Raw genomic sequence first — 25,817 nt, forward strand, 5'->3', positions numbered from 1 at the left:
ACAGGACTGTAGAAGCGTGGGACAGGGGTCCCCGCACCTCGGCCCGAACGCCCGGCGCCGCCCCGCGCCGCCCTCGGGGGCCCGGGGCGGCGCGGAAGAGGTGCCGGACGCGGCATCAGGCGTGGCGTCAGACGCGGTGCCGGACGCGGTGTCAGACGTTGACGCCGAAGTCCATGGCGATGCCGCGCAGCCCGGAGGCGTAACCCTGGCCCACGGCCCGGAACTTCCACTCCGCCCCGTGGCGGTAGAGCTCGCCGAAGACCATCGCGGTCTCGGTGGAGGCGTCCTCGGACAGGTCGTAGCGGGCGATCTCCTGACCGTTCGCCTGGTTGACGACACGGATGAACGCGTTGCGGACCTGACCGAAGCTCTGGCCCCGGTTCTCGGCGTCGTGGATGGAGACCGGGAAGACCACCTTGGCGATGTCGGCGGGCACGCCCGCGAGGTTCACCTTGATGGACTCGTCGTCGCCGTCCCCCTCACCGGTGAGGTTGTCCCCGGTGTGCTCGACCGAACCGTCCGGGCTGGTGAGGTTGTTGTAGAAGACGAAGTGCCCGTCCGAGACGACCTTGCCGGAGGCGTCGCACAGCAGGGCGGACGCGTCCAGGTCATAGGCGGCGCCGGTGGTGGTGCGTACGTCCCAGCCCAGTCCCACCAGAACGGCGGTCAGTCCGGGGGCCTCCTTGCTGAGGGACACGTTGCCGCCCTTGGCCAGGGAAACTCCCACTTTTCTTCCTCACTGTCGCTTCGGTGCCGTACATCCGGCCTCTCACCTTGAGGAACGCCGGGGTCATCACCCCAGTTCCCTCATTTGCGCAATACCTGAAACGTCGGGTGCGCCGGTCCGGGCGCTACCGCGAGGCGGCGCGGCCGTCCTCGCCGAACCCGGGAGGGGGCGTCGGCGCGGCGGCGGACTCCGCGCCGTCCTCGCGCAGGGCGCGCGTCTCGCTCTTGAGAATGCGCAGCGACCTGCCCAGGGACCTCGCCGCGTCCGGCAGCCGCTTCGATCCGAAGAGCACGATGAACGCGATCGCCACCAGCAGCAGGTGCCACGGTTCCAGCGCGTTGCGGAGCATTCGGCCACGCCCCCTCTTGTCGGTTCCAGGCGCGCCCCGACCGGTCCGACCGGAGGGAACGCTTGCCATATTGCGCAACTGTACAACCGGAAGGAGTGAAGCGTGTCGCTCACCCGGGTGGCCCACGCGTGACGGACCTCACGACACTTCTGGAGTTGCGCAAGCTTTAAAGTCTCCTCATGGGGACGAGTGACATGAAGGACGGTCGGAACGCGGTGCTCCTCGGCGGCCCCGCGGACGGGGTGGAAGTGACGGTGACCGGCCGCCCGCCGGTGCTGCAGGTGACCTATCCGTGCGCGGCCGAGGGGGCGGGGGCCGGGGTCCGGATCGAGGCGCTCCACGTCTACCGGCTGGACGGGGACACCGACGACGGACGACTGCGGTACGGGTACGACCCGGCGAGCCCGTGACCGCGTGACCGTCCGGCCGGTGTTCCCGCACCGGCCGGTCCTCGCGGCACCCCCGGCCGGAGCGCGGACGGTCCGGCGCACCGTCTTGCCGGCTTGCGCAGTCGTGCAACCCCGGGGGCCCGTCCACCGTCCCCTCATACGAGCCGCGACGAATGAGGGCACACAGATGACAGGCGGAAACCGCAGCACGCACGGGCGCCGTTCCCCGGCACCGCACGGGCGCCGGGGGCGCGGCCGGGGCGGACGCCTCCTCATGACCGCGCTGGCCGTGCTCGTCCTGGCGACGGCGGGCATGGGCTGGGCCTATCTCAGGCTCAACGGCGACATCGACACCTTCGGCGCGGACGGTCTCTCCGACGACCGTCCCGCCGCTTCGAGTACGGGACAGAACGTCCTGGTCATCGGCTCGGACGCGCGCACCGACGGGAACAGCGACCTCGGCGGCGGCGACCGCCACGACATCGGCCGCTCCGACACCGCCTTCCTCCTGCACGTGTACGCGGACCGCAGGCACGCCGTCGCCGTCTCCTTCCCCCGCGACAGCCTGGTGGACATCCCGTCCTGCCGGCTGCCCGACGGCCGCTGGACCCGGCCGGTCGGCGGCGCCATGTTCAACTCGGCGTTCAGCGTGGGCCAGACCGCCGAGGGGAACCCGGCGTGCACCCAGAACACCGTGGAGAAGCTGACCGGGCTGCGCGTGGACCACACCGTCGTGGTGGACTTCAAGGGCTTCGCCGCGCTGACGGACGTCGTCGACGGCGTACGGGTGTGCCTGCCCGACGACGTGTACCAGAAGGACCTCGACCCCAAGCGGGCGACCCGGGGCGAGCTCCTCTTCCCCAAGGGCGAGCAGACCGTGGCCGGTGAGCGGGCCCTGGACTACGTACGGCTGCGCCACGGCATCGGCGACGGCTCCGACATCGGGCGCATCAAGCGCCAGCAGGCGTTCGTGGCCAGCCTCCTCAGGAAGGTGAAGAGCGAGGGGCTCACCCCGACCCGGCTGCTGCCGCTCGCGGACGCGGCGACCAGGTCCCTGACGGTGGACCCCGGCCTCGGGTCGGCCGACAAGCTGATCTCGTTCGCGATGTCCCTGAAGGACGTCGACCTGCACAACACGAAGTTCGTCACGATCCCCTGGCGCTACCAGGGGGCGCGCGTGGCGATCGTGGAGCCCGAGGCGGACGCCCTGTGGGCCGCCCTGAAGGCGGACCGCACCCTCGACGGCGAGCGGACCGGCGGCGGGAGCGGTGCGGGCGCGTCGGCGCCCACCGCCGCCGCGCCCCCCTCGCCCGTCTCCGGGGAGGGCATCGCCGTCGCCGTCCACAACGGCACCCGGACCCGGGGGCTGGCCGCGCGGGCGGCCGAGACCCTCAGGTCCGAGGGGTTCACCGTCACCGGGACGGCCACCGCCGCCGCCCAGGACCACCTCGGCACCGTCATCGAGTACGGCCCCGGCGAGAAGGAGAAGGCCGAGACGGTCGCCCGGTTCTTCGCCGCCGCCGAACTGCGCCCGGTCGCCGCGGCGGGCATCGACGTCGTCCTCGGGCAGTCCTACGCGGACAACCCCTCGGCCTCCCCCGCCGGGACGCCCGCGGCCGTGCCCACCCGGGACACCCGCTCCGCCGACGACGACCCCTGCTCGAACCTCTCGTACGGCTGAGCCGGGCGGCCGGGAGACGGCCGTGGCCGTCCGGGCGGGCCGGGCGGCGGTCCGGCGACCACCGGGACGGCTACGGCGTCCGCGTGTCCCCGGGGGCGTCGAGCCGCCGGTCGTAGCGGGCCCTCGCCACCCGCAGCGCCACCGCGTACAGCGCGAGGACGGCGGCGAGGAGCCCGTAGTACAGCGGGGGCAGCGGTGCCATGTCGAGCGTCGGTCCGAGCGGTGACAGCGGCAGCAGGACGCCGATCGCGGCGAGGGCCCCGGCCGCGTACCGGATCGGGCCCGGTGTGCCGCCGCCCCGGGTGCTGCGCAGCAGGACCATGACCAGGGCCTGGGTGAGCAGGTTCTCGGTGAACCAGCCCGCGTGGAAGGAGCCCTCGACGTCGGCGGAGGTCCGGGTCGTGGCGAGGAGCACCCCGAAGGTGGCCAGGTCGGCGACCGCGTTGAGCAGTCCGAAACCGCTGATGAACCGCAGGAAGCCGCGCGGCCTGAGCCGGGTCGGGGCCTTGAGGGCGGCCGGGGCGGGCCGGTCGTGGGCGAAGGCGAGCTGGGCGGCGTCGAAGCACAGGTTCTGCGCCAGGACCTGGGCGGGGAGCATCGGCAGGAACGGCAGCAGGAGCGCGGCGGCGAGCATGGCGATGACGTTGCCGAGGTTCGAGGACAGCGTGATGTGCAGATAGGTGGCGATGTTCCCGCCGCTGTGCCGTCCGACGGCGATGGCGTGGTTCACCGCCGTGAGGTCCTTCTCGGCCAGGACCACGTCCGCGGTGTCCCGGACGACGGCGACCGCGCCCTTGGGGCAGAGGCCCACGTCGGCCGCGCGCAGGGCCGGCACGTCGTTGACGCCGTCGCCGAGGAACCCGGTGACGTGCCCTTCGGCGCGCAGGGCCGCGACGATCCGGGCCTTGTGCTCGGGGGCGCAGCGGGCGAAGACGACGGTGTCCCGGGCGGCCTCGGCGAGCGCGGTGTCGTCCAGCCGGTCGACGTCCTCGGCGGTGAGGACCCGGCCGGGGGCGAGTCCCAGTTCGCGGCAGGTGTGGACGGCGGTGCCCGGGTGGTCGCCGGTCAGGACGCGGACGCTGACGCCCCGGTCGGCGAGGCTGTCGAGGGCGCCCGCGGCGGTGGGGGTGAGGGCGTCGTACAGGACGACGAAGCCGAGGAAGTCGAGTCCGCGTTCGTCGGCGGGCGTGTACGCGCGGTCGCGGGCCGGGCGCTCGGCGACGGCCACGGCGAGGAGGCGGGCGCCGGTGTCCGCCTCGCGCGCGGCCAGGGCGAGCAGACGCCGCCGCTCGGCGTCGTCGAGGGCGCTGCGCTCCAGGACGTTCTCCACGGCGCCCTTGACGACCAGGGTGTGGGTGCCGAGGCGGCCCGGCCGTCGTACGACGGCGGTCGACAGACGGCGCACGGGGTCGAAGGGCAGGGCCGTCACCCCGTCGCAGTCGGGCAGCTCGTCCTCGCCGGTCCGGTCGAGGAGCGCCTCGTCGAGGGCGTCGGGGGTGGGCAGTTCGGCGAGCTGGAGCGTCCACCAGGCGTTGGCGGCGGCCCAGCGCAGCACCTCGGGGTCGTCCCGGCCGTGGGCGTCCACGGAGCGGGCGACGACGGGCCGGTCCTGGGTGAGGGTGCCGGTCTTGTCCAGGCAGAGGACGTCGACGGCGCCGAGGTCGTGGAGCGCGGGCAGCCGGGTGACGATCACCTTGTGGGCGCGGGCGAGCCGGGCGGCCCCCCGGGCGAGGACGGTCGTGACGACGACCGGCAGCATCTCGGGGGTGAGGCCGACCGCCACGGCGACGGCGAAGGGGAGCGTCTCCAGGCCCTTTCCGTGCAGCGCGGCGCCCGCCATGAGGACCAGCGGCGGGGTCAGCAGCATGAACCGGATCAGGGTCCAGGAGATGCCGTGGACCGCCTGGTCGAAGGCGCTCTCCCCGCGCGGCCCGGCGGGCCGGTGGGCGGAGGCGAAGCGGGTACGTACCCCGGTGGCGACGACCACGGCGGTGGCGCTGCCGTAGGCCACGCTGCTGCCGAGGAAGCACAGGTGGGGCTCGGCCGCGGGGCCGGGTCCCCCGGGGGTGGCCGGGCCGTCGTGGGGATGCTTCTCGACGGGCGCGGACTCGCCGGTGAGGGCCGCCTCGTGCACGCGCAGCCCGGCGGCCCGCAGCAGCCGTACGTCGGCGGGGACGAGGTCTCCGGGGCCCAGCCGGATCACATCGCCGGGGACGAGTTCGGTGGCGGGCATCTCCCGGGGCCGGGCCGCCGGGGCGCCGGGTGCCGGGCGGCGCAGTACGGTCGCGGTGGAGGCCACGGACTCCCGCAGCGCCGCCATGGAGCGGTCGGCCCGGTGCTCGCCCGAGGAGCGCAGCAGACAGCTGACGACGACGAGGAAGAGGATGACGCCGCCGGTGCCCCAGGCGGCGACGACCACGGAGACGAGTCCGAGGCAGAGCAGGACCGCGGTGAACGGGTCGCGGAGGCTGCGCAGGAAGCGCCGGGACCAGGGGACCGGCCGCCGGGCGGGCAGGAGGTTCTCGCCGTGCCGGGCGAGTCGCCGCTCGGCCTCGGTGTCCGTCAGGCCGCGCGGTCCGCTGTCGAGCGCCCGCAGCACCTGGAGCGCGGTGGGCGGACCGGGGGTCTCCGGGGCGGCCGGGGCACGGCTGTCGCCGGTGTCCGGGGCGCGCGGGCCCGGGGCGGTCGTCTCAGGCACCGGTGCCGATGCGTCGGAGGGGCGCCGGGTTCCGGGCGGTGAGCTGGCCGACCATCACCCGGACCACGGTCACCACCTCGGGGTCGTCGACGAGGTAGACCTGCCGTCGTCCCTCGCGCCGCGAGCGGACCAGACCGGCCAGTTTCAGCTTGGTGAGGTGCTGGCTGACCGCGGGGAGCGCGCCGCCGACGCGCTCGGCGAGTCCGGTCACGTCGCTCTCGCCCTGGGCGAGGGCCCAGACGATGTGCAGCCGGGAGGGCGAGGAGAGCAGTCCGAATGCCGCGGCGGCCTCGGCGAGGACCTCCGCGGGAGGATCCGTGAAATCGCCCGCGTCTGCCGCCACCGTCGCTCTCCCTTTCCGCGTGCCCCCGAAGGGGTCCCAGTCTAGGTCGTCTCCCGCGGAGTCCCGCCGGTCAGGGCCGCGTCCGGCCCGGAAGGGACGGCCGGGGGCCCGGGGGCGAGGTTCCCGCCGGTCAGCTCCGTGGGCCGCGCCCCTCGCCCTCGGCGAGGACGACGACCGCGTCCCGGGGGCCGAGGGTCAGGGGGGTGTCCTTCGGCGGGTTGAGGAAGATGCCGTAGCCGGGCGGTCTCTCGCCGTGCCGGGCGAGCCGGTAGCCGATCGCCGTCTCGCCCACGCGCCGGGCGGCTTCGACGACGGTGGCGAAGGTGGCCCCTGCGCCGGGGACGACGTAGTGGGCGGCGGGCTTGAGGTAGATCTCGGAGCCCTCCGGGTTGAAGAGGTCGGTGAACACCTCGTACAGGTCGCGGTTCTCGGTGAGCTGGGTGAGCAGCAGGCTGATGACCTTGGTGCTGACGATGAAGTCGTCGGCCTTGGTGACCTGGGCGACCTCGCGGTTGGCGTCGTCGTTCATCTCGGTGACGATCGAGTAGGGGTCGCCGAGGCGTTCCTCGATGTCCCGCAGGTGGAGCAGGGTCACCAGGGTCCGGTCGTCGGCGGGCCCGGGGGCGAAGGTGTCGTCGGAGAGCACCACGATGTGCTGGTAGCCGCCGAGGTCGAGGGCTTCGAGGGACGCCCTGCGGGTCGGCTCGCAGTGCTTGAACCCGACGGTGAGGTGGGCGACGGGCTGGGCCAGGGCGGCGTCCGGCCTCCGGGGCGCCGCGATGTCGAGGGTCGAGCCGGGCTGTACGAAGCTGTCGAGCAGGGTGACGAGCTTGGTGGTGCGGGAGTTCTCGCCGATGAGCAGGGTGCGGTCGAGCCGGGGCGCTCGGGCGGGCGCGGAGGTGATGGCCGCTTCGACGATCCGGGGCGGGGTCCTGGCCGCCTTGATGAGCAGGTCGTCCTCGGCGATCACGAGGAGCTGGTCGCCGGGTTCGATGACCGTGTCCATGGCGGGGTTGACCAGGACCCGGCCGTCGTTCCCGCGCAGCCCGGCCGGTGCCCCGGTCTCGAAGGCGTGGAGGGCCGCCCCGTAGGTGGTGCCCACGAGGGCGGGTTCCTCGCGCAGGTAGAACTCGTTGCCGACGAAGCTGAGCAGTTCGTCGAAGACGCCGGAGAGGCCGGTCTGCCGGTGGGCCTGTGCCATCAGGCGTACGGCGATGTCCTCGGCGTCGATCACCAGGGCGCCGTCCCCGGCGGCGAGGCGGGCGGCGGCGAGGTTGTCCGAATCGTGCACGGCGGCCACGACGTGGGGCCGGGGGCCCTGCCAGGCGCGGCTGTTGAGGAGCAGCAGGACCTTGATGACGTCCACGTCCCGGTCGTCGCCGACCGGGGGCAGCACCATGACCGATTTCGCCGTGTCGGGGCTGACCAGTTCCAGGTCCGCCCGTATCAGGGGGTTGCCGGAACGGCAGATGACCCGGGTGCGGCCCATGTCGGGGATGCGGGTGCGGATCGCGTCCTCCATGGTGACCTTGTCGCGGTCGGCGAGGACGACGACGCAGGAGCGGCGTTCGCTCTGGTTGGCCTCGACGAGTTCGGCGATCACCGTGAAGACCTGGTCCGACCAGCCGAGGACGATGGTGTGGCCGCGTTCCATCAGCCGCGAGCGGCCCTTGCGCAGTTCCTGGATCTTCTGGTTCAGGCCGGTGGTGAGGACACCGATGAGGGCGCTGACGATGAAGATGCCGCCGATCGTCACCGCCAGCATCAGGCCGAGGAACACCGGGCCTCCGGTGTCCCCGCCCATGGTGCCGGGGTCGAGGGTGCGCAGCAGGCTCATCCAGGCCACCCCGGACCAGCCGCCGTTGTCCTCGGCGTCGGTGTCGGTGAAGACGACGACCAGGGTGGAGGCGGCCACGATGAGCAGCACCGAGGCCAGTGCCAGCCAGCTGATCAGGGCCGGTGTGCCCCGGTCCATCGTTCCGTCGAACCAGTACCGGAACCGGGTCCGTAACCTGCCGTGCTTCACCGAAGACTCCCCCGTCGTCCGTGTCGTCCCGTAGTGCGCCCGTCGGTCAGGCGCGGGCCCTGAGGCGTTCGAGCGCGGCGACGCCCGCCGCGGCCAGGGCGATCTGGATCAGCCATTCGATCCAGTCGACGCCCTTGGTGTCGGCCACGCCGAGGGCGGCGGCGACGGCGGTGCCGACGAGGGCGGCGGCGATGCCGACCGCGATCGTCCACAGCACGCCGATCCGCTGCCGTCCCGGGAGGACCAGCCGCCCCAGGGTTCCTATGACGACGCCGATCACGATCGCACCGATGATGCCGGAGATCTCCATGCCGTTGCTTCCCTTTCCGTGAGCGGGGTGGGCCTCAGAGGTCGAATTCGTGCGGGGGGAGGTCGAGGGTGTAGCAGGCTTCGCGGACGGCGGCTTGTTCGGTCTTGTCGAAGTCGCCGTCGGCGCCGCCGATGACGATGCCGATCTGGATGACGGCGCGGGCCTCGGCGGGCTTCTTCTTCGCCTTGGCGATCTCCTGGAGGACGCCGACCCGGCCGAAGTCGAAGTCGGCGGCGAGCGTGTCGAGGTGGGCGTCGAAGCGGCGCTGGAGGTCGGCCGCGTCGAAGTTCCGCAGGACCTCGTTGGCCGCGATGAGCTGGGCGACCCGGCGGCGCTCGGCCGGGTCGACGGTGCCGTCGGCGGCGGCGACCAGCGCGCACATGGCCATCGAGGCGTCCCGGAAGGCACCGGACTTCAGATCGTTCTTCTTCGCCGTCAGCTGGGTCTGCATCGTCGATGCGGATTCCCTGACGCGGTCCCACAGGGCCATGAACACTCCAGACGTCGGGGTGGTCCGCTGCCGGGGCGGCACCGGACCACCAGATCTTCTACAGGATTGTAGAACGTCGTGGGGCGGGTGATCGTTCCCGTACGGCTCCACGACGGCGGTTCCGGCGCCGGGACCGGGCGCGGGAGCGGGCGCGGGAGCGGGAGCGGGCGCGGTCCGGGACCGGACGGGTCGGGGCCGGACCGGGTCGGGGCCGGGCCGGTCCTTGGCCGATCCGGGTCCCGGCCCAGGTTCCGACCCAGGTCCCGCCCGGTCCCGGCCGGGACCTGGCCGCACGGAGGAAGGCCGGGCGCCTCTCGATGTCCGATCACCTTTCCTTTACAGTGATGTAGAAATCCGCGTGCCCGTCCGGCCGCCGATTCCGCCCGAGGACGACCGAGGAGTGAGCGACCCGCACATGGGTGAGCCTCCGAGTACCAGCCGTGCCGCCCCCTGCCCCGGCCCCTCCGCACCGGAGGGCGAGCGCGGCACGACGGCCGACGCACGACCCGGCACGGGCGCCGAGCGGCACAGCGGACACGGCCGAGGACGACGCCGATCCGGCCCGGAAGCACGATCCGGCCGAGGACCGGGTTCCGGCCGTCGGCCGAGTGCCGGCCGAGGACCGAGTTCCGGCCGAGGACCAGGATCCGGCCCGGGAACACGATCCGGCCCGAGGCCGGGATCCGGCCCTGGAGCACGGTCCGGCCGGGGCCGCCCGCGTCCGCTCCCCCGCACGGGCCGCGCTCACCCCGGCGTCCGGCGCGCCCCCGCGTGCGCCCACCGGCACCCCGTACCCCGTACCACCCCCCGAAGGAGCCCCTTCTTGTCCGCCAGTCCGACCCGCCCCCGCGTGATGAGGTGCGGCAGCCGATGAACGCCGCTCTCGGCCTCCTGGCCGTTCTCGTACTGACCGCGGGAACCGGCTACTTCGTCGCCCAGGAATTCGCCTACGTGGCCGCCGACCGCCTCGCGCTCGCCCGGGAGGCGGAGGCGGGCGACAAGCGGGCGGCCCGCGCGCTCACGGTCCTCGGGCGGCTCTCGTTCATGCTCTCCGGCGCCCAGCTCGGCATCACCGTCACGGGACTGGTCGTCGGCTTCCTGGCCGAGCCGTCCGTCTCGGCGATCCTGAAGCCCGTGCTGGAGGGGGCGGGCCTCCCGGACGGCGCCGTCTCCGCGATCTCCGTCGTCCTCGCCTTCGTCTTCGCGACCGTCCTCCAGATGGTCCTCGGCGAGCTGGCGCCGAAGAACCTGGCGCTCGCGGTGCCCGAGCGGCTGGCCAAGTCGCTGGCCTCCTCCACCCTCCTCTACCTGAAGGTCGTCGGGCCGGTCGTCCACGTCTTCGACGGCGCCGCGAACAGGCTGCTGCGCAGGATCGGCATCGAGCCGGTCGAGGAACTGCACCACGGCGCCACCCTGGAGGAGCTCAGCCATCTGATCGGCGAGTCCCACGAGCGGGGCGAACTGCCGCCCGACACCGCCGAGCTGCTCGACCACGCCCTGGAGTTCTCGGAGCGGACCATGGCCGAGGTCATGGTGCCGCGCGCCGACGCCGTCTTCGTGCGCGAGGACGCCACTCTCACCGACGCCGTCGGCCTGATCGCGGAGCACGGCCACTCGAACTACCCGGTCCTCGGCGACCACCCCGACGACGTCGTGGGGGTCCTCGGCGTCCGCGACCTGGTCCGGGTGCCCGTCGGCCGGTTCGGCGGGCTGACCGCCGGTGCGTCCTGCCGCCCGCCGCTGCTGCTGCCGGACACGCTGCCGCTGCCCCGCGCGGTGGCGCAGATGCGGGAGCGCGACGACGAGTTCGCCGTCGTCCTGGACGAGCACGGCGGCATCGCCGGGGTCGTCACCTACGAGGACATCGCCGAGGAACTGGTCGGGGACATCGCCGACGAGAGCGACACCGTCGTCGCCCTCGCCGTGCCGGACGGGGACGGCTGGCGCGTGGACGCCGGGCGCCGTCTGGACGAGGTCGAGGAGGCCACCGGCATCGTCCTGCCCGAGGAGGACGACTACGACACCGTGGCCGGACTGGTCATCGACCGTCTCGGCCGCTTCCCGACGATCGGGGACCGGCTGACCGTCGACGGCGTCCGCATCGAAGTGCTCAGCCTCGACCGCCACGTCCCCGAGCGCGTCCGCGTCGAACGCCTCGCCCCCACCGCCGAGGAGACCCCGGCATGAGCTTCCCCATGGCTCTCTTCGTCACCGTCCTGCTGCTCATCGGCAGCGGCTTCTTCGTCGCCGCCGAGTTCGCGCTGGTCGCCGCCAAGCGGCACCGCGTCGAGAAGGCCGTGGCGGAGGGCAGGCGCGGCGCCAAGGCGGCCCTCGCCGGGATGCGCGAGCTGTCCCTGATGCTCGCGGGCGCCCAGCTCGGCATCACCATCTGCACCCTCGGGCTCGGCTCCCTGTCCAAGCCCGCGATCTCCCACGAGCTGGACCCGCTCCTGGTGAAGCTCGGCCTGCCGACGGCCCTCAGCTACGGGGTCTCCTTCGCCGTCGCCATGACCGTCGTGGTCTTCCTCCACATGGTCGTCGGCGAGATGGCCCCCAAGTCCTGGGCCATCGCCCACCCCGAGCGCTCCGCGATGCTCCTCACCCCGGCCTTCCGGGCCGTGGTGAACGCCGTGCGCCCGCTGCTCTGGCTGCTCAACTCGGTGAGCAACGCGCTCGTACGGCTCTGCCGCGTGCAGCCCCGCGACGAGCTGACCGCCGTCCACAACCGGGAGCAGCTCACCCATCTGGTGGAGGAGTCCGAGCGTCTGGGGCTGATCAACAAGACGGACTCCCAGCTCATCACCCGTTCCCTCACCGAGCCGCAGACCCCGGTCTCCGCGCTCCGCATCCCGGCCGACGAGATCGTCGCCGTGCCCGCCGACGCGGATCTGGACACGGTCCTGGCGTGCGCCGCGGACACCGGCTTCTCCCGGCTGCTCGTACGGGACGGGGAGAGCCTCCTCGGCTCGGTCCACGCCCGTGACGTCCTGGTGGCCGCCGCCCGGGGGCGCCGGGCCGAGGCCCGCGACCTGGTCCGGCCGGTGCCCGAACTCGCCTCGGACACGACCGTGTCGGAGGCGGTCGAGCAGCTCCGGCAGCGCCGCGCCTCCCTCGCCCTGGTGCGGGACGCGGACGGCGGGCTCGCGGGCCTGGTCAGTCTGGACGACCTGCTGGTCCGGCTGATGGGGCCGCAGCCGGTCTGACGTCCGGCGGCCCGGGGGCACGGCGTCCACGTGACGCCCGTGCCCCGCTGTCGGGCGCGGCCTACGGCGCGGCCCAGCCGTCCCGGTTGGAGTACGACTCGTAGCTGTAGCGGGTGGCGCGGTCCCATTCCTGGCCGGTGAGCCGCTCGTACGCCTCGTCCGGCACGGAGAGCAGGGCCTCGGCCCAGACGAGGGCCTCGGCGTACGGAACGAACCGCTCCGGGTCCCGCAGGACGCTCTCGTACTCCTCGCGCCCCGCCGCGACGACCGCCGCACGGGTGTAGAGGAACTGGTCGCCCGACAGGTCCTCGCCGTACTCCCTGCGGTCCAGCCGGTACAGGGCCAGGGAGAGCCGTTCGGCGAAACCGGCCACCTCGGACACCGGCCCCCGGGCCAGCCGGGCCGTCAGGGCGGCGGCGAGTCCGTCGCCCTCGGGGTCGGGGGCGGCGGGTCGGCACGCTTCGATGAGCTGCCAGAAGGCGTTCTCGTCCATGGCACAGAGCATGGCGCGGGGGTCTGACAGCGGGGCCGGGTCCGGCCGTCGGCCGCGCACCGCCCCGGCCCCGACCCCTCTCGGTCCGACCCCTCTCGGTCCGGCCGCTCTCCGTCCGGTGCGCTCTCCGTCCGGTGTGCTCCCCCGTCCGGTGCTCCCCGGCCTCCGGGCGGTGCGCCCGCCCTCCCTACCGGTGGGGCGCTCCCCCGCCCTCCGGCGGGTGCGTCCCGCCGCCCAGGGTCTCGCGGAGCAGGGACGCCTCCTCCTCCAGATGGCGCAGGAGCGCTTCGAGGGCGGGGGTGCGGGTGCGGTGGGCCGCCTCGGTGATGCCGACGGTGCGGCCCACGGAGGGCAGTTCGACGGGGAGGGGGGCGAGGTGTTCGTCGTCGCGGAGGACCAGTTCGGGCAGCAGCGCCACCATGTCGGTCTGGAGGAGCAGGGCCCGCATGGTCAGGATGGAGGTGCACTCGACCCGGTCGGCGGGGAGCGAGAGCCCCCGGTCGACGAAGAGGGCGCCGATCTCCTGGCGGAGCGCGGTCTGCTCGACCGGCAGGATCCACGGGTAGCCGAGCGCGTCGGTGAGCGCGGTCCCGGGTCCGGCCAGGAGGGGGTGGCCCGCGCGGACCGCGAGCCGGATGGGTTCGCGGTAGAGCATCCGGTGCCGCACCCGCTCGCCCTCGCCGGGTGCGGCGCCCACCCGGCCGACGATGACGTCGAGTTCGCCGCCGAGCAGCGCGGGGTGGAGGACGTCCGGGGTGCCCTCGCGGACGACGACGGTGAGCCGGGGGCGTTCCCTCTTGAGCCGGGCGACCGCCCGTGGCAGCAGCACGTTGGCCCCGGCGAGCAGGGTGCCGACGGTGACCGTGCCGTCCTGCCCCTGGCGCAGTCCGGTGAGGTGTTCCTCGGCCCGCCGGACCTCGGCGACGACCGCGCGGGCGTGGCCGACGAGCGCCTCGCCGTAGACGGTGGGCCGCATCCCGCGCGGGACGCGGACGAAGAGCGGGAGGTCGGCGACGGTCTCCAGTTCGCGCAGGGTGCGGGTGGCGGCGGGCTGGGTCAGGTGGAGGGTTTCGGCCGCGCGGACGACGCTGCCGTGTTCGTAGACCGCGATGAGCAGGGTCAGGTGCCGGAACTTCAGCCGGCCGTCCAGGAGGTCCATCGCCACGGGTTCCTTCCGGGGAGGAGGGGTGCTCACGAGGGGTGTCGTGCCGGGGCGGCGGGCCCGTCGGCGGGACGCCTCCGGGGAGCGCGCCACCACGGCATACCGGGATCGCTATACCTCCCGCGTCGAAAGGCATTGGATCGGCATAGGTGGGTGGGCGCACTATACCGGCACGCCCCGGGGTCGAGTTTCGGACAGTCCCCGGCCCAGCAACGGAGGTCCCCAAGGTGAGTTCACCCGTCCGGCATTACGTAGGAGGCGGGTTCGACACGTCCGGCGTGCCGTTCCCGCTCGTCGACCCGGTCACCGGGAACGCCGTCGGCGAGGTGCCGGAGGCGTCCCGGGAGCTGGTCGACCGGGCGGTGGACGCGGCCCGCGCGGCGCTGCGCGGGCCGTGGGCCGCGTGGAGCCCGGCGGACCGGTCGCGGCTCCTGCACCGGATCGCGGACGGCATCGAGCGGCGCTCCGGGGAGTTCACGGCCGCCGAGTGCGCCGACACCGGCAAGCCGTACGAGCTGGCCTCGACGGTGGACGTGCCGCGCGCGGTCGCCAACTTCCGCGCGTACGCGGACCTCCTCGCGGGGCGCGGCGAGCGGTCCTGGCACACGCCGACCCCGGACGGGCGGGGCGCGCTGAACTACACGGTGCGCAAGCCGCTCGGGGTGGTCGCGGTGATCTCGCCGTGGAACCTGCCGCTGCTGCTCCTCACCTGGAAGGTCGCGCCCGCCCTCGCCACGGGCAACACGATCGTCGCCAAGCCGTCCGAGCTGACCCCCGGCACGGCCTGTCTGCTCGCGGAGGTGATGGCCGAGGCGGAGGTCCCTGCGGGCGTCTTCAACCTGGTGCACGGCCGGGGCGCGGACGCGACCGGCCAGTGGCTGACCGAGCACCCGGGGGTGGACGCGGTCGCCTTCACCGGCGAGTCCCGCACCGGTACGGCGATCATGCGGGCGGCGGCGGCCCGGCTGGCGCCGGTCTCCTTCGAACTGGGCGGCAAGAACGCCGGTCTCGTCTTCGCGGACGCGGACCTGGACGAGGCGGTGGCGGGCACGCTCCGGTCGTCCTTCACCCACAGCGGCCAGGTCTGCCTGTGCACCGAGCGGGTGTACGTGGAGCGCCCGGTCTTCGAGGAGTTCGCGGCGAAGCTCGCGGCCGGGGCGAAGGAGCTGACCGGCTACGGCCCGATGATCTCGGCCGCCCACCGCGACAAGGTCCTGGGCCATGTGGCGCGGGCCGCCGCCGACGGCGAGGTCCTGGCCGGTGGCGGGGTGCCGCGCTTCGGGGACGGCCGGGACGGCGGCTTCTGGGTGGAACCGACCGTGCTCGCCGGGCTGCCGGAGGACCACCCGGCGGTACGGGACGAGATCTTCGGCCCGGTCGTGCACCTGGCGCCGTTCGACACCGAGGAGGAGGCGCTCGCCCTGGCGAACGCGGGCCCGTACGGGCTCGCCGCCACGGTGTGGACCGGCGACCTGCGGCGCGCCCACCGGGTCGCCCCGGCCCTGGAGGTCGGCATCGCCTGGGTCAACACCTGGAACCTGCGCGACCTGCGCACCCCGTTCGGCGGGGTGAAGGCGTCCGGCATCGGGCGCGAGGGCGGCGACCACTCCCTGGACTTCTTCTCCGAGCCCATGAACGTGTGCGTGAAGCTGTGACGACGACCCGCGAGAACCCGGCGGTCACGGCCGCCGCCGAGCGCCTCGACCTGGCGCGCCGGACCGGTGTGCCGTGCGATCCGGTACGGGACCTGCTGCCGCCCGGCGACCTGGACACGGCCTATGCCGTGCAGTCCCTCCTGACCGAACGCCGTCTGGCCGAGGGCCGCCGGATCACCGGCTGGAAGGTCGGGCTGACCTCGGCCGCCGTGCAGCGGCAACTGGGCGTGGACACACCGGACTTCGGCGCCCTGTTCGACGACACGGCCGTGCCCGACGGTGCGGAGCTGCCCTGGGGCGCGGTGCTCCAGCCGAAGGCCGAGGCCGAGGTGGCGCTCGTCCTGGAGCACGACCTGCGGCACGAACGGCACACGGTGGCCGAGGTGATCCGGGCGACCGCCTTCGCGCTGCCCGCCGTCGAGGTGGTCGGCAGCCGGATCCGCGACTGGGACATCACGGCCGTGGACACGGTCGCCGACAACGCCTCCAGCGGCGCGTACGTGCTCGGCACCCGCCCGGTGCTCCTGCGGGAACTCGACCTGCGGACCGCCGGGATGGTCATCGAACGGCGGGGCGAGCCCGTCTCGACCGGCGCGGGCGTCGCCTGTCTGGGCAACCCGCTGCACGCCGCCGTCTGGCTGGCCGACACCCTCGTCCGGCTCGGCAGGCCGCTGCGGGCCGGGGACACCGTGCTGACCGGTGCGCTGGGGCCGATGACGGCCGTGGCGCCGGGTGACGTGCTGGAGGCCCGGATCGACGGACTCGGTTCGGTGCGCGCGGCCTTCGGGCGCGCCGGGACGGAAGGAGAAGCCCGATGAACCCGACGGCACTGGCCGAGGCCCTCGACACGGCGGCGCGGGAGGCGCGTCCGCTGCCCGGGGGCGGCAGCGGTCTCACGGACACCGCCGGGGCGTACGCGGCGCAGGAGGCGCTGGTGGCGCGGCGGCTCGCCAGGGGCGAGCGGCTCACCGGGGTGAAGCTGGGCTTCACCAGCGTCGCCAAGATGCGGCAGATGGGCGTCTCCGACCTGATCCACGGGCGGCTGACGGACCGGATGGAGATCCCGGACGGGGGACGGTACGACGTCGCGGGGCTGATCCACCCCCGGGTGGAGCCCGAGGTGGCCTTCCTCCTCGGCTCGGTCCTGGTCCCGGGCGGCGACCCGGCGGCGGCGGTCGCGGGCGTGGCCCCGGCCCTGGAGGTCATCGACTCCCGCTACGACGGCTTCCGCTTCTCGCTGCCCGAGGTGATCGCGGACAACACCTCCGCCGCCGGGTACGCGGTGGGCCCCTGGACCGCGCCGGCCGAGCTGGGCGGGCTGCGGGCCCTGGCGAACCTGGGCGTGGTCCTCGAACTGGACGGCCGCCCGGCCGAGACCGGCTCCACCGCCGCGATCCTCGGCGACCCGCTGCGCGCCCTCGCGGCGGCGGCCCGCCTCGCCGGACCGCTCGCCCCGGGGACGGTCGTCCTCGCCGGGGCGGCGACCGCCGCCGTACCGCTGCCGCCCGGCACGCACGTACGGGCCGTGGTCGGGCGCCTCGGCGCGGTCCGGTTCACCACCGGGGAGGTCTCGTGATCGTCCCCGGCGCGGCCCCGCCGCGCGGCCGGTTCCCGCACCTGCGGCGCGCGGGCGACCTGGTCTTCGTCTCGGGCACCAGCTCGCGCCGCCCCGACGGGACCTTCGCGGGCGCGAGCGCCGACCCGATGGGCGTGACCGACCTCGACATCCGGGTCCAGACCCGGGCCGTGCTCGACAACATCGCGGGCCTGCTCGGCGCGGTCGGCGGCGGCCTCGACGACCTGGTGTCGGTGACGGCCTACCTGGTCGGCATGAACGACTTCGGCGGCTACAACGAGGTCTACGCCGAGTACTTCGACGAGACCGGGCCGTCCAGGACCACCGTCGCCGTGCACCAACTGCCCCACCCCCACCTGCTGATCGAGATCAGCGCGGTGGCCCATCTCCCGCAGAACGAGGAACAGCACCGATGACCATGAGCCCCTTCAACCTCCAGGCGTGGATCGAGGAGCACCGCCATCTGCTGAAGCCGCCGGTCGGCAATGTGCAGATCTGGCAGGACGCCGACCTGATGGTGACGGTCGTCGGCGGCCCCAACCGCCGCACCGACTTCCACGACGACCCCATCGAGGAGTTCTTCTACCAGCTCAAGGGCGACATGGTGCTCCGCGTCATGGAGGAGGAGGGCCGTCCGCCGCGCGACATCCACATCCGGGAGGGCGATGTCTTCCTCGCCCCGGCGCACCTGCGGCACTCCCCGCAGCGGCCGGAGGAGGACAGCATCGGTCTGGTCGTCGAGTTCGCCCGGCCGCAGGGCCACCGCGACGCCTTCGAGTGGTACTGCGTGGAGTGCCACCACCTGGTGCACCGCAGCGAGGTCCAGCTCACCTCGATCGTCGACGACCTGCCGCCGGTCTTCAGCGCCTTCTACGCCGACGAGTCCGCCCGCACCTGCGGGAACTGCGGCGCCCTCCACCCGGGCAAGGACTGGCCCGAGGAACTGCGCCCGCGCACCCGGCGCGACGAGGCGGCCGGGGCATGACCGTCGTCGACATCCACGCGCACGTCTTCCCGGCGATCGGCCGGGCCGAGTCGCGCCGGATCACCGGCTCCGACGACGGCCCCTGGCTGCGCACCACGGACGGCCCGGACGCCGGGATGATGATGGCCGGCGCGGCCGAGTACAGGCCGGTGCGGCGGACCCTGTGGGACCCGGAGACCCGGGTCGCCGACCTGGACCGGCTCGGTGTGGACGTACAGGTCCTGTCCAGCACCCCGCTGCTCTTCGGCTACGGCCTGGAGGCGGCGCGGGCCGCCGACTGGTGCCGGACCGTCAACGCGCACCTGCTGCGGTACGCGGAGCACGCGCCGGACCGGCTGGCCCCCCTGTGCCAGGTGCCGCTCCAGGACACCGAGGCCGCCTGCGAGGCCGTCAGCGAGGCGATGCGGCAGGGCTTCCACGGCGTCCACATCGGCAACCACCTGGGCGACCGGGACCTCGACGACGGCGCCCTCCTCGAATTCCTCGCGCACTGCGCGCAGGAGGACGCGGCCGTCCTGGTCCACCCCTGGGACCTGCCGTCCGGGCCGCGCCACTCCCGGTACATGCTGGCCTGGCTCGCGGGGATGGCGGGCGAGACCCATCTGACGATCCTGTCGCTGATCCTCTCCGGCGCCTTCGAGCGGCTCCCCGCCTCGCTGCGGCTGCTGTTCGCGCACGGCGGCGGCAGCTTCCCGTACCTGCTCGGCCGGGCCGAGAACGCCTGGCACCGGCGGGACATCGTGCGCGCCGACAGCCCGCACCCGCCGTCGTACTACACCGACCGCTTCGCGGTGGACTCGGCCGTGTTCGACCCGGGGGCGCTGCGGCTCCTGGTGGACGTGATGGGCGCGGAGCGGGTGCTGCTCGGCTCGGACCACCCGTTCCCGCTCGGCGAGGAGTCCATCGGCGCCCTGGTGCGCGAGAGCGACCTCACGCCGGAGGAGCGGGCGGCCGTCCTCGGCGAGAACGCCGTCCGCTTCTTCGGACTGACCCCGCTGACAGAGGAGGCCGTACGGTGAAGGCCGCAGTCATCGGATCGGGCAACATAGGCACCGATCTCCTCATCAAGATCATCCGTGGTTCGGGGAACGTCACCGCCGCCGCGATGATCGGTATCGACCCCGGCTCCGACGGGCTCGCGCGGGCCCGCAGGCTCGGCGTGCCGACCAGCTCAGACGGCGTCGCCGGGCTGATCGGGATGGACGGCTTCGACGAGATCGACGTCGTCTTCGACGCCACCTCCGCCGCCGCCCACCACCGCAACGCCGCCGCGCTCGCGCCCTACGGGAAGACCCTGGTCGACCTCACCCCGGCGGCCATCGGCCCGTACGTCGTGCCGCCCGTCAACCTCGACCAGCACCTCGGCGCGACCAACGTCAACATGGTGACCTGCGGCGGGCAGGCCACCGTGCCGGTCGTCGCCGCCGTCGCCGCCGTCACCCCGGTGCACTACGCGGAGATCGTCGCCTCGATCGCCTCCCGCTCGGCCGGACCCGGCACCCGGGCCAACATCGACGAGTTCACCGAGACCACCTCCCGCGCCCTGGAGCAGGTCGGCGGCGCGGCCCGGGGCAAGGCGATCATCGTCCTCAACCCGGCGGAGCCCCCGCTGCTCATGCGGGACACCGTCCACTGCCTCGTGGACGACTGCGACACCGACCGGATCACGGCCTCCGTGCACGCGATGGCCGCCTCGGTCGCCGCGTACGTACCGGGCTACCGGCTCAAGCAGGAGCCGCAGTTCCGCGCGCTCGCCGCCGACGACCCGCTGGTCCGGCTCGGCGGCGGGGGACGGCTGCTCGTCTCGGTCTACCTGGAGGTGGAGGGCGCCGCCCACTACCTCCCCGCCTACGCCGGGAACCTCGACATCATGACCGCCGCCGCGCTGCGCACCGCCGAGCGCCTGGCCGAACGGAGCCCCGGCCGATGACCCAGGTCTACGTCCAGGACGTCACCCTGCGGGACGGGATGCACGCCGTCTCCCACCGCTACACCCTCGACCAGGTGCGGGCGATCGCCGCCGCCCTCGACGCGGCGGGCGTCGACGCCGTCGAGGTCGCCCACGGCGACGGTCTCTCCGGCTCCTCCGTCACCTACGGCCCCGGCGCCCACACCGACTGGGAGTGGCTGGAGGCGGCGGCGGACGTCCTCCACCGGGCCCGGCTCACCACCCTGCTGCTCCCCGGCATCGGCACCGCCCACGACCTGCGCCGCGCCCACGCGCTCGGCGTCACCTCCGTCCGGGTGGCCACCCACTGCACGGAGGCGGACGTCTCCGCCCAGCACATCGCGCTCGCCCGTGAACTCGGCATGGACGTGTCCGGCTTCCTGATGATGTCCCACCTCGCTCCGCCCGCCGAACTGGCCGCGCAGGCGAAGCTGATGGAGTCGTACGGCGCGCACTGCGTGTACGTCACCGACTCCGGCGGACGGCTGACGATGGACGGCGTACGGGACCGGGTCCGCGCCTACCGGGACGTCCTCGACCCGGCCACCGAGATCGGCATCCACGCCCACCACAACCTGGGCCTGGGCGTCGCCAACAGCGTCGTGGCGGTGGAGGCGGGCGCCCGGCGCGTCGACGCCTCCCTCGCCGGGCAGGGCGCGGGCGCGGGGAACGCGCCCCTGGAACCGGTGGTGGCGGTCTTCGACCTGCTCGGCTGGGAGCACGGCTGTGACCTGTTCCCGCTGACGGACGCGGCCGAGGAGCTCGTCCGGCCCACCCAGGACCGGCCCGTCCGGGTCGACCGGGAGACCCTCACGCTCGGCTACGCCGGGGTGTACTCCAGCTTCCTGCGGCACGCGGAGGCGACGGCCGCGCGCCACGGCGTCCCCACCCGGGACCTGCTCGTCGAGGCGGGCCGACGGCGGCTGATCGGCGGACAGGAGGACCTGCTCACGGACATCGCCCTGGACCTGACCCGGGCCCAGGACCCCGCCGGGGCGGGCGCGGCCCCGGCGGCCGGAGAGGCCCCGGCCGCAGGAGCACCCGCCGCACCCGCCGCACCCCCGGCGCCCGACGCTTCCGCCCCGCCCGCCACCGCCACCGCCACCGCCGATGCGGACGCGCACACCATCCCCGCCGCGTCCGGCACGCCCCTCGCACGTGATCACGGAGACACCGCATGACGACCGACCCCACCGCCACCGACCCCACCGCGACCGGCTCCCCCGGCGCGGACGGGCTCGCCGCGCGCGCCGCCGCGCTGGACGCCGCCGACCCGCTCGCCGCCGTCCGGGACCGCTTCCTCCTCCCCGAGGGAGTCGTCTACCTCGACGGCAACTCCCTGGGCGCGCTGCCCGCCGCCGTCCCCCCGGTCGTCGAGGACGCCGTGCACCGCCAGTGGGGCACCGACCTGATCCGCTCCTGGAACGCCAACGGCTGGTGGGACGCCCCGGTCCGCACCGGCGACGCGATCGGACGGCTGATCGGCGCGGCCCCCGGGCAGGTCGTCGCCGGGGACTCCACCAGCGTCCAGCTGTTCAACACCCTGCTCGCCGCCGCCCGGACGCGCCCCGGCCGCCGTCTGCTGCTGACCGACCCGGACCACTTCCCCACCGACCAGTACATCGCCGACTCGGTGGGCCGGCTCCTCGGGCTCGACGTCCGCCGGGTGCCCGCCCGGGACGCCGCCGGGGTCCTCGCCGAGGAGGCCGGGAACGTGGCCGTCGCCGCGTACGCACCGGTCGACTACCGCACCGGCGAGCTGTACGACATGGCCGCGCTCACCGCCGCCGCGCACGACGCCGGGGCCCTCATGCACTGGGACCTGTGCCACGCGGCGGGCGCCCTCCCCGTCGAACTCGACGCGATCGGCGCCGACTTCGCGGTCGGCTGCGGCTACAAGTACCTCTCCGGCGGGCCGGGCGCCCCCGCGTTCGCGTACATCGCCCGGCGCCACCAGGAGACCTTCGACCACCCCCTGACCGGCTGGCACGGGCACGCCGAGCCCTTCGCGATGTCCGGCGCCTACGCACCGGCGGCGGACGTCACCCGGGCCCGGATCGGCACGCCCGCGCTGCTCTCCCTGCTCGCCCTGGAAGCCGCGCTCACCGCCTTCGACGGGGTCGCGATGACGGAGGTGCGGGAGAAGAGCCTCTCCCTCACCGGCTTCTTCCAGGAGTGCGCCGACACCCTCCTCGACGGCCTCGGCTTCACCCCGGCGACACCCCGCGACCCGGCGCACCGGGGCAGCCAGGTCGCCCTGCGCCACCCGGAGGCGTACCCGCTGGTCGCCGCCCTCACCGCCCGGGGCGTCATCGGCGACATGCGCGCCCCCGACCTGCTCCGCTTCGGCTTCAACGCCCTGTACGTCAGCCACGCCGACGTCCTGCGCGCCGTCGGGGAACTGCGGGACATCACCGTCTCGGGGGCCCATCGCACCCCCGAGTTCCAGCAGCGCCCGACCGTCACCTGATCCCCGCACCCTCCCGCGTACGCCTTCGAAAGGACCGTCCGATGCGCTCCACCCGCAGAAACGCGGTACTCGCCACCGTCGTCGCGGCCGCCGCCACGGCCACCCTGCTCGTCCCCGGGACGTCCGGCGCCGCCGACCGGACCGCCGCCGCGCCCGCCGCCGACCCGGACGTCCGCGCCGTGTGCGCCGACCGCCGCCCGGAGCCCGCCGACCCCGGGGCGTACGGGATGCAGCTCGACGGCACCTTCCGGCACCCCTCCGTCACCCCGGTCGACGAGGAGTCCGACCATCCGTTCCCCGGCCGGAACGCCGACTACGACACCCGCTCGTACATCAAGAACATGAAGGTCGAAGCGGCCTACGAGGGCGCCGACTTCACCCCCGACTACTTCCACACCTGGCAGAACGTCGTGGACTTCGGCGGTCGGCGCTACCTCTTCCAGTACGACCGCTCCGAGGGGCGGGTCTACGACGTCACCGACGTGAAGAAGGTGAAGGTCGTCGAGAAGCTGAGCCGCGAGGACGTCGACGGCGACGAGAACCGGGCCAACGGCGACTGGGCGGCCGGCGACTACTGGGGCGCGTCCACCATCCAGTGGAGCCGGAAGCTCGGCGCGTACGTCATGGTGCAGAGCTTCGAGAGCAAGCGGCAGATCTCCGAACTCTCCGACCACCCGCCGCTCGACAAGTACAACAACCCCGACGGCGTAAGGAAGTTGCGGGCCAAGCCCGGCCTGAAGGGCTTCAAGGTGTACCGCCTGGACGGCCCGCGCAAGAAGGACTGGAAGCTCCTCGCGACCGTCTCCACGGACTCCACCCAGACCGATCCGCTGCGCAGCGACCCGGCGTCGGCGCAGCAGGGCTCCGGCTCGATCGACGTGCCGTACTGGACCGGCGAGAAGTACATGTTCCTCGCCACCGCTCCGGACGACACGTACTCCGGGACCGAGTACCCGACCAACCTGCATTCGGCCGGCTACCAGTCCTGGGACATGTCCGACCCGGCGCACCCCAAGCTCCTCGACACCTGGCACCTGCCGGGCCAGCGCACCGGCGAGGACGCGGCCTACCGGAAGAACCCGCGCTGCGGCAACCGCACCAGCTGGATGGGGGCCCGGATGCCCCTCTTCCTGCCCAAGCCGGTGGAGAAGGGCGGGCGTTACGCCTTCGCCGCGATGGGCGGCTACGGCCTGACGGTCCTCGACGTCTCCGACCCGGCGAACATGCGGACGGTCAGCCACCTCGACCTCCCGGCGTCGGTCGCGGGCACCGAGGGCGACAACATCGACGTCTCCCAGTACGAGAAGACCGGGATGATCTACTACTCGGGCTATCCCCTCACCGAGGACTGCTACGAGCCGTACAAGGACGTCTACCAGATCGACGCCCGTAACCCCGCCGAGCCGCGCGTCGTCGGTGTCCTGCCCCGCCCGGTGCCGCCGAAGGCCGCCGGATTCACCGACTACTGCCAGCGGCGCGGCAGCTTCGGCCCCAAGCGGACCGGCTACTACACCAACCCCGGCAAGCACGACGCCGGACTCCTCGGCTACGGCTTCTACAACGCGGGCGTGCAGTTCTTCGACGTCTCGGACCCGGCCGCCCCGAAGATCTCCGCGTACTTCGTGCCGAAGGCGTACGGCCGGGACACCGCCGAGTACGCGTACGGCAACCAGACCCACGGGGTCTACGTGGAATGGGACCGGAACATCGCCTGGGCCCTGACCAACCACGGCATCTACGCCCTGTCGTCGAAGGTCCTGGGCAAGCCCCGCCTCGGCGCGCCCGAAAAGCCTTTCCGCACCAGCGAGTTCTGAGCCTTCCCCCTCCGCACTCCCCCGACCCCCGCGCAGAAGGGCCCCACCGCCATGGCCGCACCCGGCGACTCCGCACCCCCCGCCCCGGCCGCACCCCCGGCCACCGACGGCGCCAGACCGGCGCCCGCCGCCGGTGAGGGACTCGTCCGTTCCCTCACCCACCGGCAGACCACCATGATCGGTCTGGGCTCCGCGCTCGGCACCGGCCTCTTCCTCGGCTCCGGCTCGGCGATGTCCGTCGCGGGACCCGCCGTGATCGTCTCGTACGCGATCGGCGCGGTCCTGGTGGCCATCATCGCCGTGCTGCTCGGCGAGATGTCCGCCGCGCACCCCGTCCAGGGCTCGTTCGGCGCGGTCGCCCACCGCTATCTCGGCTCCTGGGCCGGTTTCCTCAGCCGGTGGCTGTACTGGTTCAGCGCCGTCGTCGTCATCGGCACCGAGGTCGTCGCCTCCGCGCTGTACATCCGCTGGTGGTGGCCGGACGTCCCGATGTCGCTGGCCATCCTGGCGGTCGCCGCGATCGTCCTCGCGGTCAACGTGATCAGTGTGAAGTCCTTCGGCACCACCGAGTTCTGGCTCTCCACCGTCAAGGTGGTGGCCCTGTGCGCCTTCATCCTCTGCGCCGCCCTGCTCGTCTTCTTCGGCCTGCCGGACACCGAGGCGACCGGCTTCGCGCACCTCACCGACGACGGCGGTTTCCTCCCGCACGGGGCGGGCTCGATCTGGCTGGCCATGTCCGTGGTGATGTTCGCGTACGCCGGGTTCGAGGTCGTCGCCATCGCGTCCGCCGAGGCCGCCGACCCGCAGCGCACCATCCGCACCGCCATGCGCCAACTTGCCTGGCGCCTCAGCTTCTTCTACCTGCTCTCCATCACCCTGGTCCTGGCCCTGATCCCGTGGCGGCGGATGGCGGACGGCGACGGCAGCATCGAGGCCAGCCCGTTCGTCCGGGTCTTCACCGAGGTCGGCGTGCCCGCGGCGGCGACCCTCACCAACATGGTCGTGCTGATCGCCGCCATGTCCGCAGCCAACGCGCACCTGTACGGGGCCTCCCGGCTGCTCCACTCGCTCGGGGACGACGGCCTCGCCCCGGCGCCGATGGCCCGGCTCAACAAGCGGGGCGTCCCGGCGGTCGCGATCGGCGCGTCCACCCTCGGCATCGCGGCGGCGGCCCTGCTCGCCTTCTACGACGTCAGCGGGCTCTTCGGCATCATGATGTCGATCGCGATCTTCGCGGTGCTGCTCGTGTGGCTGCTGATCCTCGCCTCGTACGTGGCCTTCCGCCGCCACCGCGACGCGCACCCGGAGGAGTTCACCGGCTTCAGCATCCGGGGCGGCGACAAGCTCGCGGTCGTCGCGGCGGTCGGGGTCCTCGCGGTCGCCGCCACCGCGGTGAAGGTGCCCGACATGCGCCAGGCGGCCCTCATCGGCCTCGCCTTCACCCTCGCGCTCCTCGTCTGCTACGCCCTGACGACCCGTCGGCGCCGCCCGTAGCGGG

The 25,817-nt window shown here is 73.6% G+C and carries 24 protein-coding genes; 15 read left to right on the top strand and 9 right to left on the bottom strand.

The genetic code is table 11. The features are described 5' to 3' along the window. Nucleotides 1-151 precede the first annotated feature (151 nt). Entirely contained in the window at nucleotides 152-727 is a 576-nt protein-coding gene (locus tag ACIO92_RS04555; protein ID WP_384851399.1) for a TerD family protein, read from the bottom strand. 124 nt (nucleotides 728-851) lie between these two features. Further along, nucleotides 852-1,076 carry a Sec-independent protein translocase subunit TatA gene (tatA, locus tag ACIO92_RS04560; RefSeq protein WP_401242186.1) on the bottom strand — a complete coding sequence of 75 codons (225 nt, stop codon included), beginning with the start codon at nucleotides 1,074-1,076 and terminating at the stop codon, nucleotides 852-854. 179 nt (nucleotides 1,077-1,255) lie between these two features. Between tatA and ACIO92_RS04565 the strand changes: the two genes are divergently transcribed. After that, the gene (locus ACIO92_RS04565; protein WP_366445007.1) at nucleotides 1,256-1,486 is read left to right on the top strand and encodes a hypothetical protein; all 231 of its coding nucleotides are present in this window, start codon (nucleotides 1,256-1,258) and stop codon (nucleotides 1,484-1,486) included. Nucleotides 1,487-1,652: 166 nt separating this feature from the next. Next, nucleotides 1,653-3,146 (top strand): LCP family protein, encoded by a 1,494-nt coding sequence (locus tag ACIO92_RS04570; protein WP_402058403.1) that lies wholly within the window; start codon nucleotides 1,653-1,655, stop codon nucleotides 3,144-3,146. A 70-nt stretch (nucleotides 3,147-3,216) separates the two neighbouring features. Here the strand turns inward: ACIO92_RS04570 and mgtA are convergent, their stop codons facing one another. The 5 genes from mgtA to ACIO92_RS04595 all read right to left on the bottom strand — a co-directional run bounded on the left by mgtA (nucleotide 3,217) and on the right by ACIO92_RS04595 (nucleotide 9,013). Further along, complete coding sequence (gene mgtA, locus ACIO92_RS04575; RefSeq protein WP_401242192.1) at nucleotides 3,217-5,844, bottom strand: magnesium-translocating P-type ATPase; 2,628 nt, start codon at nucleotides 5,842-5,844, stop codon at nucleotides 3,217-3,219. Beyond that, nucleotides 5,837-6,187, bottom strand: coding sequence for a metalloregulator ArsR/SmtB family transcription factor (locus ACIO92_RS04580; protein WP_366445005.1), 351 nt, complete (start codon nucleotides 6,185-6,187; stop codon nucleotides 5,837-5,839). Before ACIO92_RS04580 ends, mgtA begins: the two co-directional genes overlap by 8 nt. 130 nt (nucleotides 6,188-6,317) lie before the next feature. Continuing rightward, nucleotides 6,318-8,213, bottom strand: coding sequence for a potassium transporter TrkA (locus ACIO92_RS04585; protein WP_401242196.1), 1,896 nt, complete (start codon nucleotides 8,211-8,213; stop codon nucleotides 6,318-6,320). A 46-nt stretch (nucleotides 8,214-8,259) separates the two neighbouring features. Next, on the bottom strand, nucleotides 8,260-8,523 hold the full coding sequence (locus ACIO92_RS04590) for a GlsB/YeaQ/YmgE family stress response membrane protein (RefSeq protein ID WP_366445003.1): 264 nt from the start codon (nucleotides 8,521-8,523) through the stop codon (nucleotides 8,260-8,262). Between the two features lie 34 nt (nucleotides 8,524-8,557). Then, a complete protein-coding gene (locus ACIO92_RS04595; protein WP_366445002.1) occupies nucleotides 8,558-9,013 on the bottom strand; it encodes a TerB family tellurite resistance protein in 456 nt (151 codons plus the stop codon). Between the two features lie 870 nt (nucleotides 9,014-9,883). Here ACIO92_RS04595 and ACIO92_RS04600 point away from each other — a divergent pair. After that, nucleotides 9,884-11,200, top strand: a complete 1,317-nt coding sequence (locus tag ACIO92_RS04600; RefSeq protein ID WP_366445001.1) for a hemolysin family protein — start codon at nucleotides 9,884-9,886, stop codon at nucleotides 11,198-11,200. Then, nucleotides 11,197-12,216 (top strand): hemolysin family protein, encoded by a 1,020-nt coding sequence (locus ACIO92_RS04605; RefSeq protein ID WP_366445000.1) that lies wholly within the window; start codon nucleotides 11,197-11,199, stop codon nucleotides 12,214-12,216. The genes ACIO92_RS04600 and ACIO92_RS04605 overlap by 4 nt, the downstream gene beginning before the upstream one ends. A 61-nt stretch (nucleotides 12,217-12,277) precedes the next feature. On the opposite strand, the gene ACIO92_RS04610 is transcribed toward ACIO92_RS04605, so the two are convergent. After that, nucleotides 12,278-12,709: a DUF4240 domain-containing protein gene (locus ACIO92_RS04610; RefSeq protein ID WP_366444999.1), complete on the bottom strand. Its 432-nt coding sequence runs from the start codon at nucleotides 12,707-12,709 to the stop codon at nucleotides 12,278-12,280. Nucleotides 12,710-12,896: 187 nt separating this feature from the next. Beyond that, nucleotides 12,897-13,868, bottom strand: a complete 972-nt coding sequence (locus tag ACIO92_RS04615) for a LysR substrate-binding domain-containing protein (RefSeq protein ID WP_366444998.1) — start codon at nucleotides 13,866-13,868, stop codon at nucleotides 12,897-12,899. A 230-nt stretch (nucleotides 13,869-14,098) separates the two neighbouring features. Between ACIO92_RS04615 and ACIO92_RS04620 the strand changes: the two genes are divergently transcribed. The 11 genes from ACIO92_RS04620 to ACIO92_RS04670 are packed head-to-tail and all read left to right on the top strand — an operon-like array spanning nucleotide 14,099 to nucleotide 25,813. Further along, nucleotides 14,099-15,526, top strand: coding sequence for a 2-hydroxymuconic semialdehyde dehydrogenase (locus ACIO92_RS04620; protein ID WP_402058395.1), 1,428 nt, complete (start codon nucleotides 14,099-14,101; stop codon nucleotides 15,524-15,526). Next, entirely contained in the window at nucleotides 15,511-16,344 is an 834-nt protein-coding gene (locus ACIO92_RS04625) for a fumarylacetoacetate hydrolase family protein (protein ID WP_366444997.1), read from the top strand. The genes ACIO92_RS04620 and ACIO92_RS04625 overlap by 16 nt, the downstream gene beginning before the upstream one ends. Next, the gene (locus ACIO92_RS04630) at nucleotides 16,341-17,102 is read left to right on the top strand and encodes a 2-keto-4-pentenoate hydratase (protein ID WP_402280807.1); all 762 of its coding nucleotides are present in this window, start codon (nucleotides 16,341-16,343) and stop codon (nucleotides 17,100-17,102) included. Before ACIO92_RS04625 ends, ACIO92_RS04630 begins: the two co-directional genes overlap by 4 nt. Further along, complete coding sequence (locus ACIO92_RS04635) at nucleotides 17,099-17,518, top strand: RidA family protein (RefSeq protein WP_366444995.1); 420 nt, start codon at nucleotides 17,099-17,101, stop codon at nucleotides 17,516-17,518. Before ACIO92_RS04630 ends, ACIO92_RS04635 begins: the two co-directional genes overlap by 4 nt. After that, nucleotides 17,515-18,087, top strand: a complete 573-nt coding sequence (locus ACIO92_RS04640) for a 3-hydroxyanthranilate 3,4-dioxygenase (RefSeq protein WP_366444994.1) — start codon at nucleotides 17,515-17,517, stop codon at nucleotides 18,085-18,087. The genes ACIO92_RS04635 and ACIO92_RS04640 overlap by 4 nt, the downstream gene beginning before the upstream one ends. Next, nucleotides 18,084-19,106: an amidohydrolase family protein gene (locus ACIO92_RS04645; RefSeq protein WP_366444993.1), complete on the top strand. Its 1,023-nt coding sequence runs from the start codon at nucleotides 18,084-18,086 to the stop codon at nucleotides 19,104-19,106. Before ACIO92_RS04640 ends, ACIO92_RS04645 begins: the two co-directional genes overlap by 4 nt. Then, nucleotides 19,103-20,017, top strand: coding sequence for an acetaldehyde dehydrogenase (acetylating) (locus ACIO92_RS04650; protein ID WP_401242207.1), 915 nt, complete (start codon nucleotides 19,103-19,105; stop codon nucleotides 20,015-20,017). Before ACIO92_RS04645 ends, ACIO92_RS04650 begins: the two co-directional genes overlap by 4 nt. After that, nucleotides 20,014-21,216, top strand: a complete 1,203-nt coding sequence (gene dmpG / locus ACIO92_RS04655; protein ID WP_402280804.1) for a 4-hydroxy-2-oxovalerate aldolase — start codon at nucleotides 20,014-20,016, stop codon at nucleotides 21,214-21,216. The genes ACIO92_RS04650 and dmpG overlap by 4 nt, the downstream gene beginning before the upstream one ends. Next, nucleotides 21,213-22,505: a kynureninase gene (kynU, locus tag ACIO92_RS04660; protein ID WP_366444991.1), complete on the top strand. Its 1,293-nt coding sequence runs from the start codon at nucleotides 21,213-21,215 to the stop codon at nucleotides 22,503-22,505. The genes dmpG and kynU overlap by 4 nt, the downstream gene beginning before the upstream one ends. A gap of 41 nt (nucleotides 22,506-22,546) precedes the next feature. Then, nucleotides 22,547-24,319 carry an LVIVD repeat-containing protein gene (locus tag ACIO92_RS04665; protein ID WP_401242213.1) on the top strand — a complete coding sequence of 591 codons (1,773 nt, stop codon included), beginning with the start codon at nucleotides 22,547-22,549 and terminating at the stop codon, nucleotides 24,317-24,319. Between the two features lie 51 nt (nucleotides 24,320-24,370). After that, entirely contained in the window at nucleotides 24,371-25,813 is a 1,443-nt protein-coding gene (locus ACIO92_RS04670; RefSeq protein WP_366444989.1) for an amino acid permease, read from the top strand. Nucleotides 25,814-25,817: the final 4 nt, after the last annotated feature.

The sequence above is a fragment of the Streptomyces sp. NPDC087215 genome, from assembly GCF_044744885.1.
Taxonomy (GTDB): Bacteria; Actinomycetota; Actinomycetes; order Streptomycetales; family Streptomycetaceae; genus Streptomyces.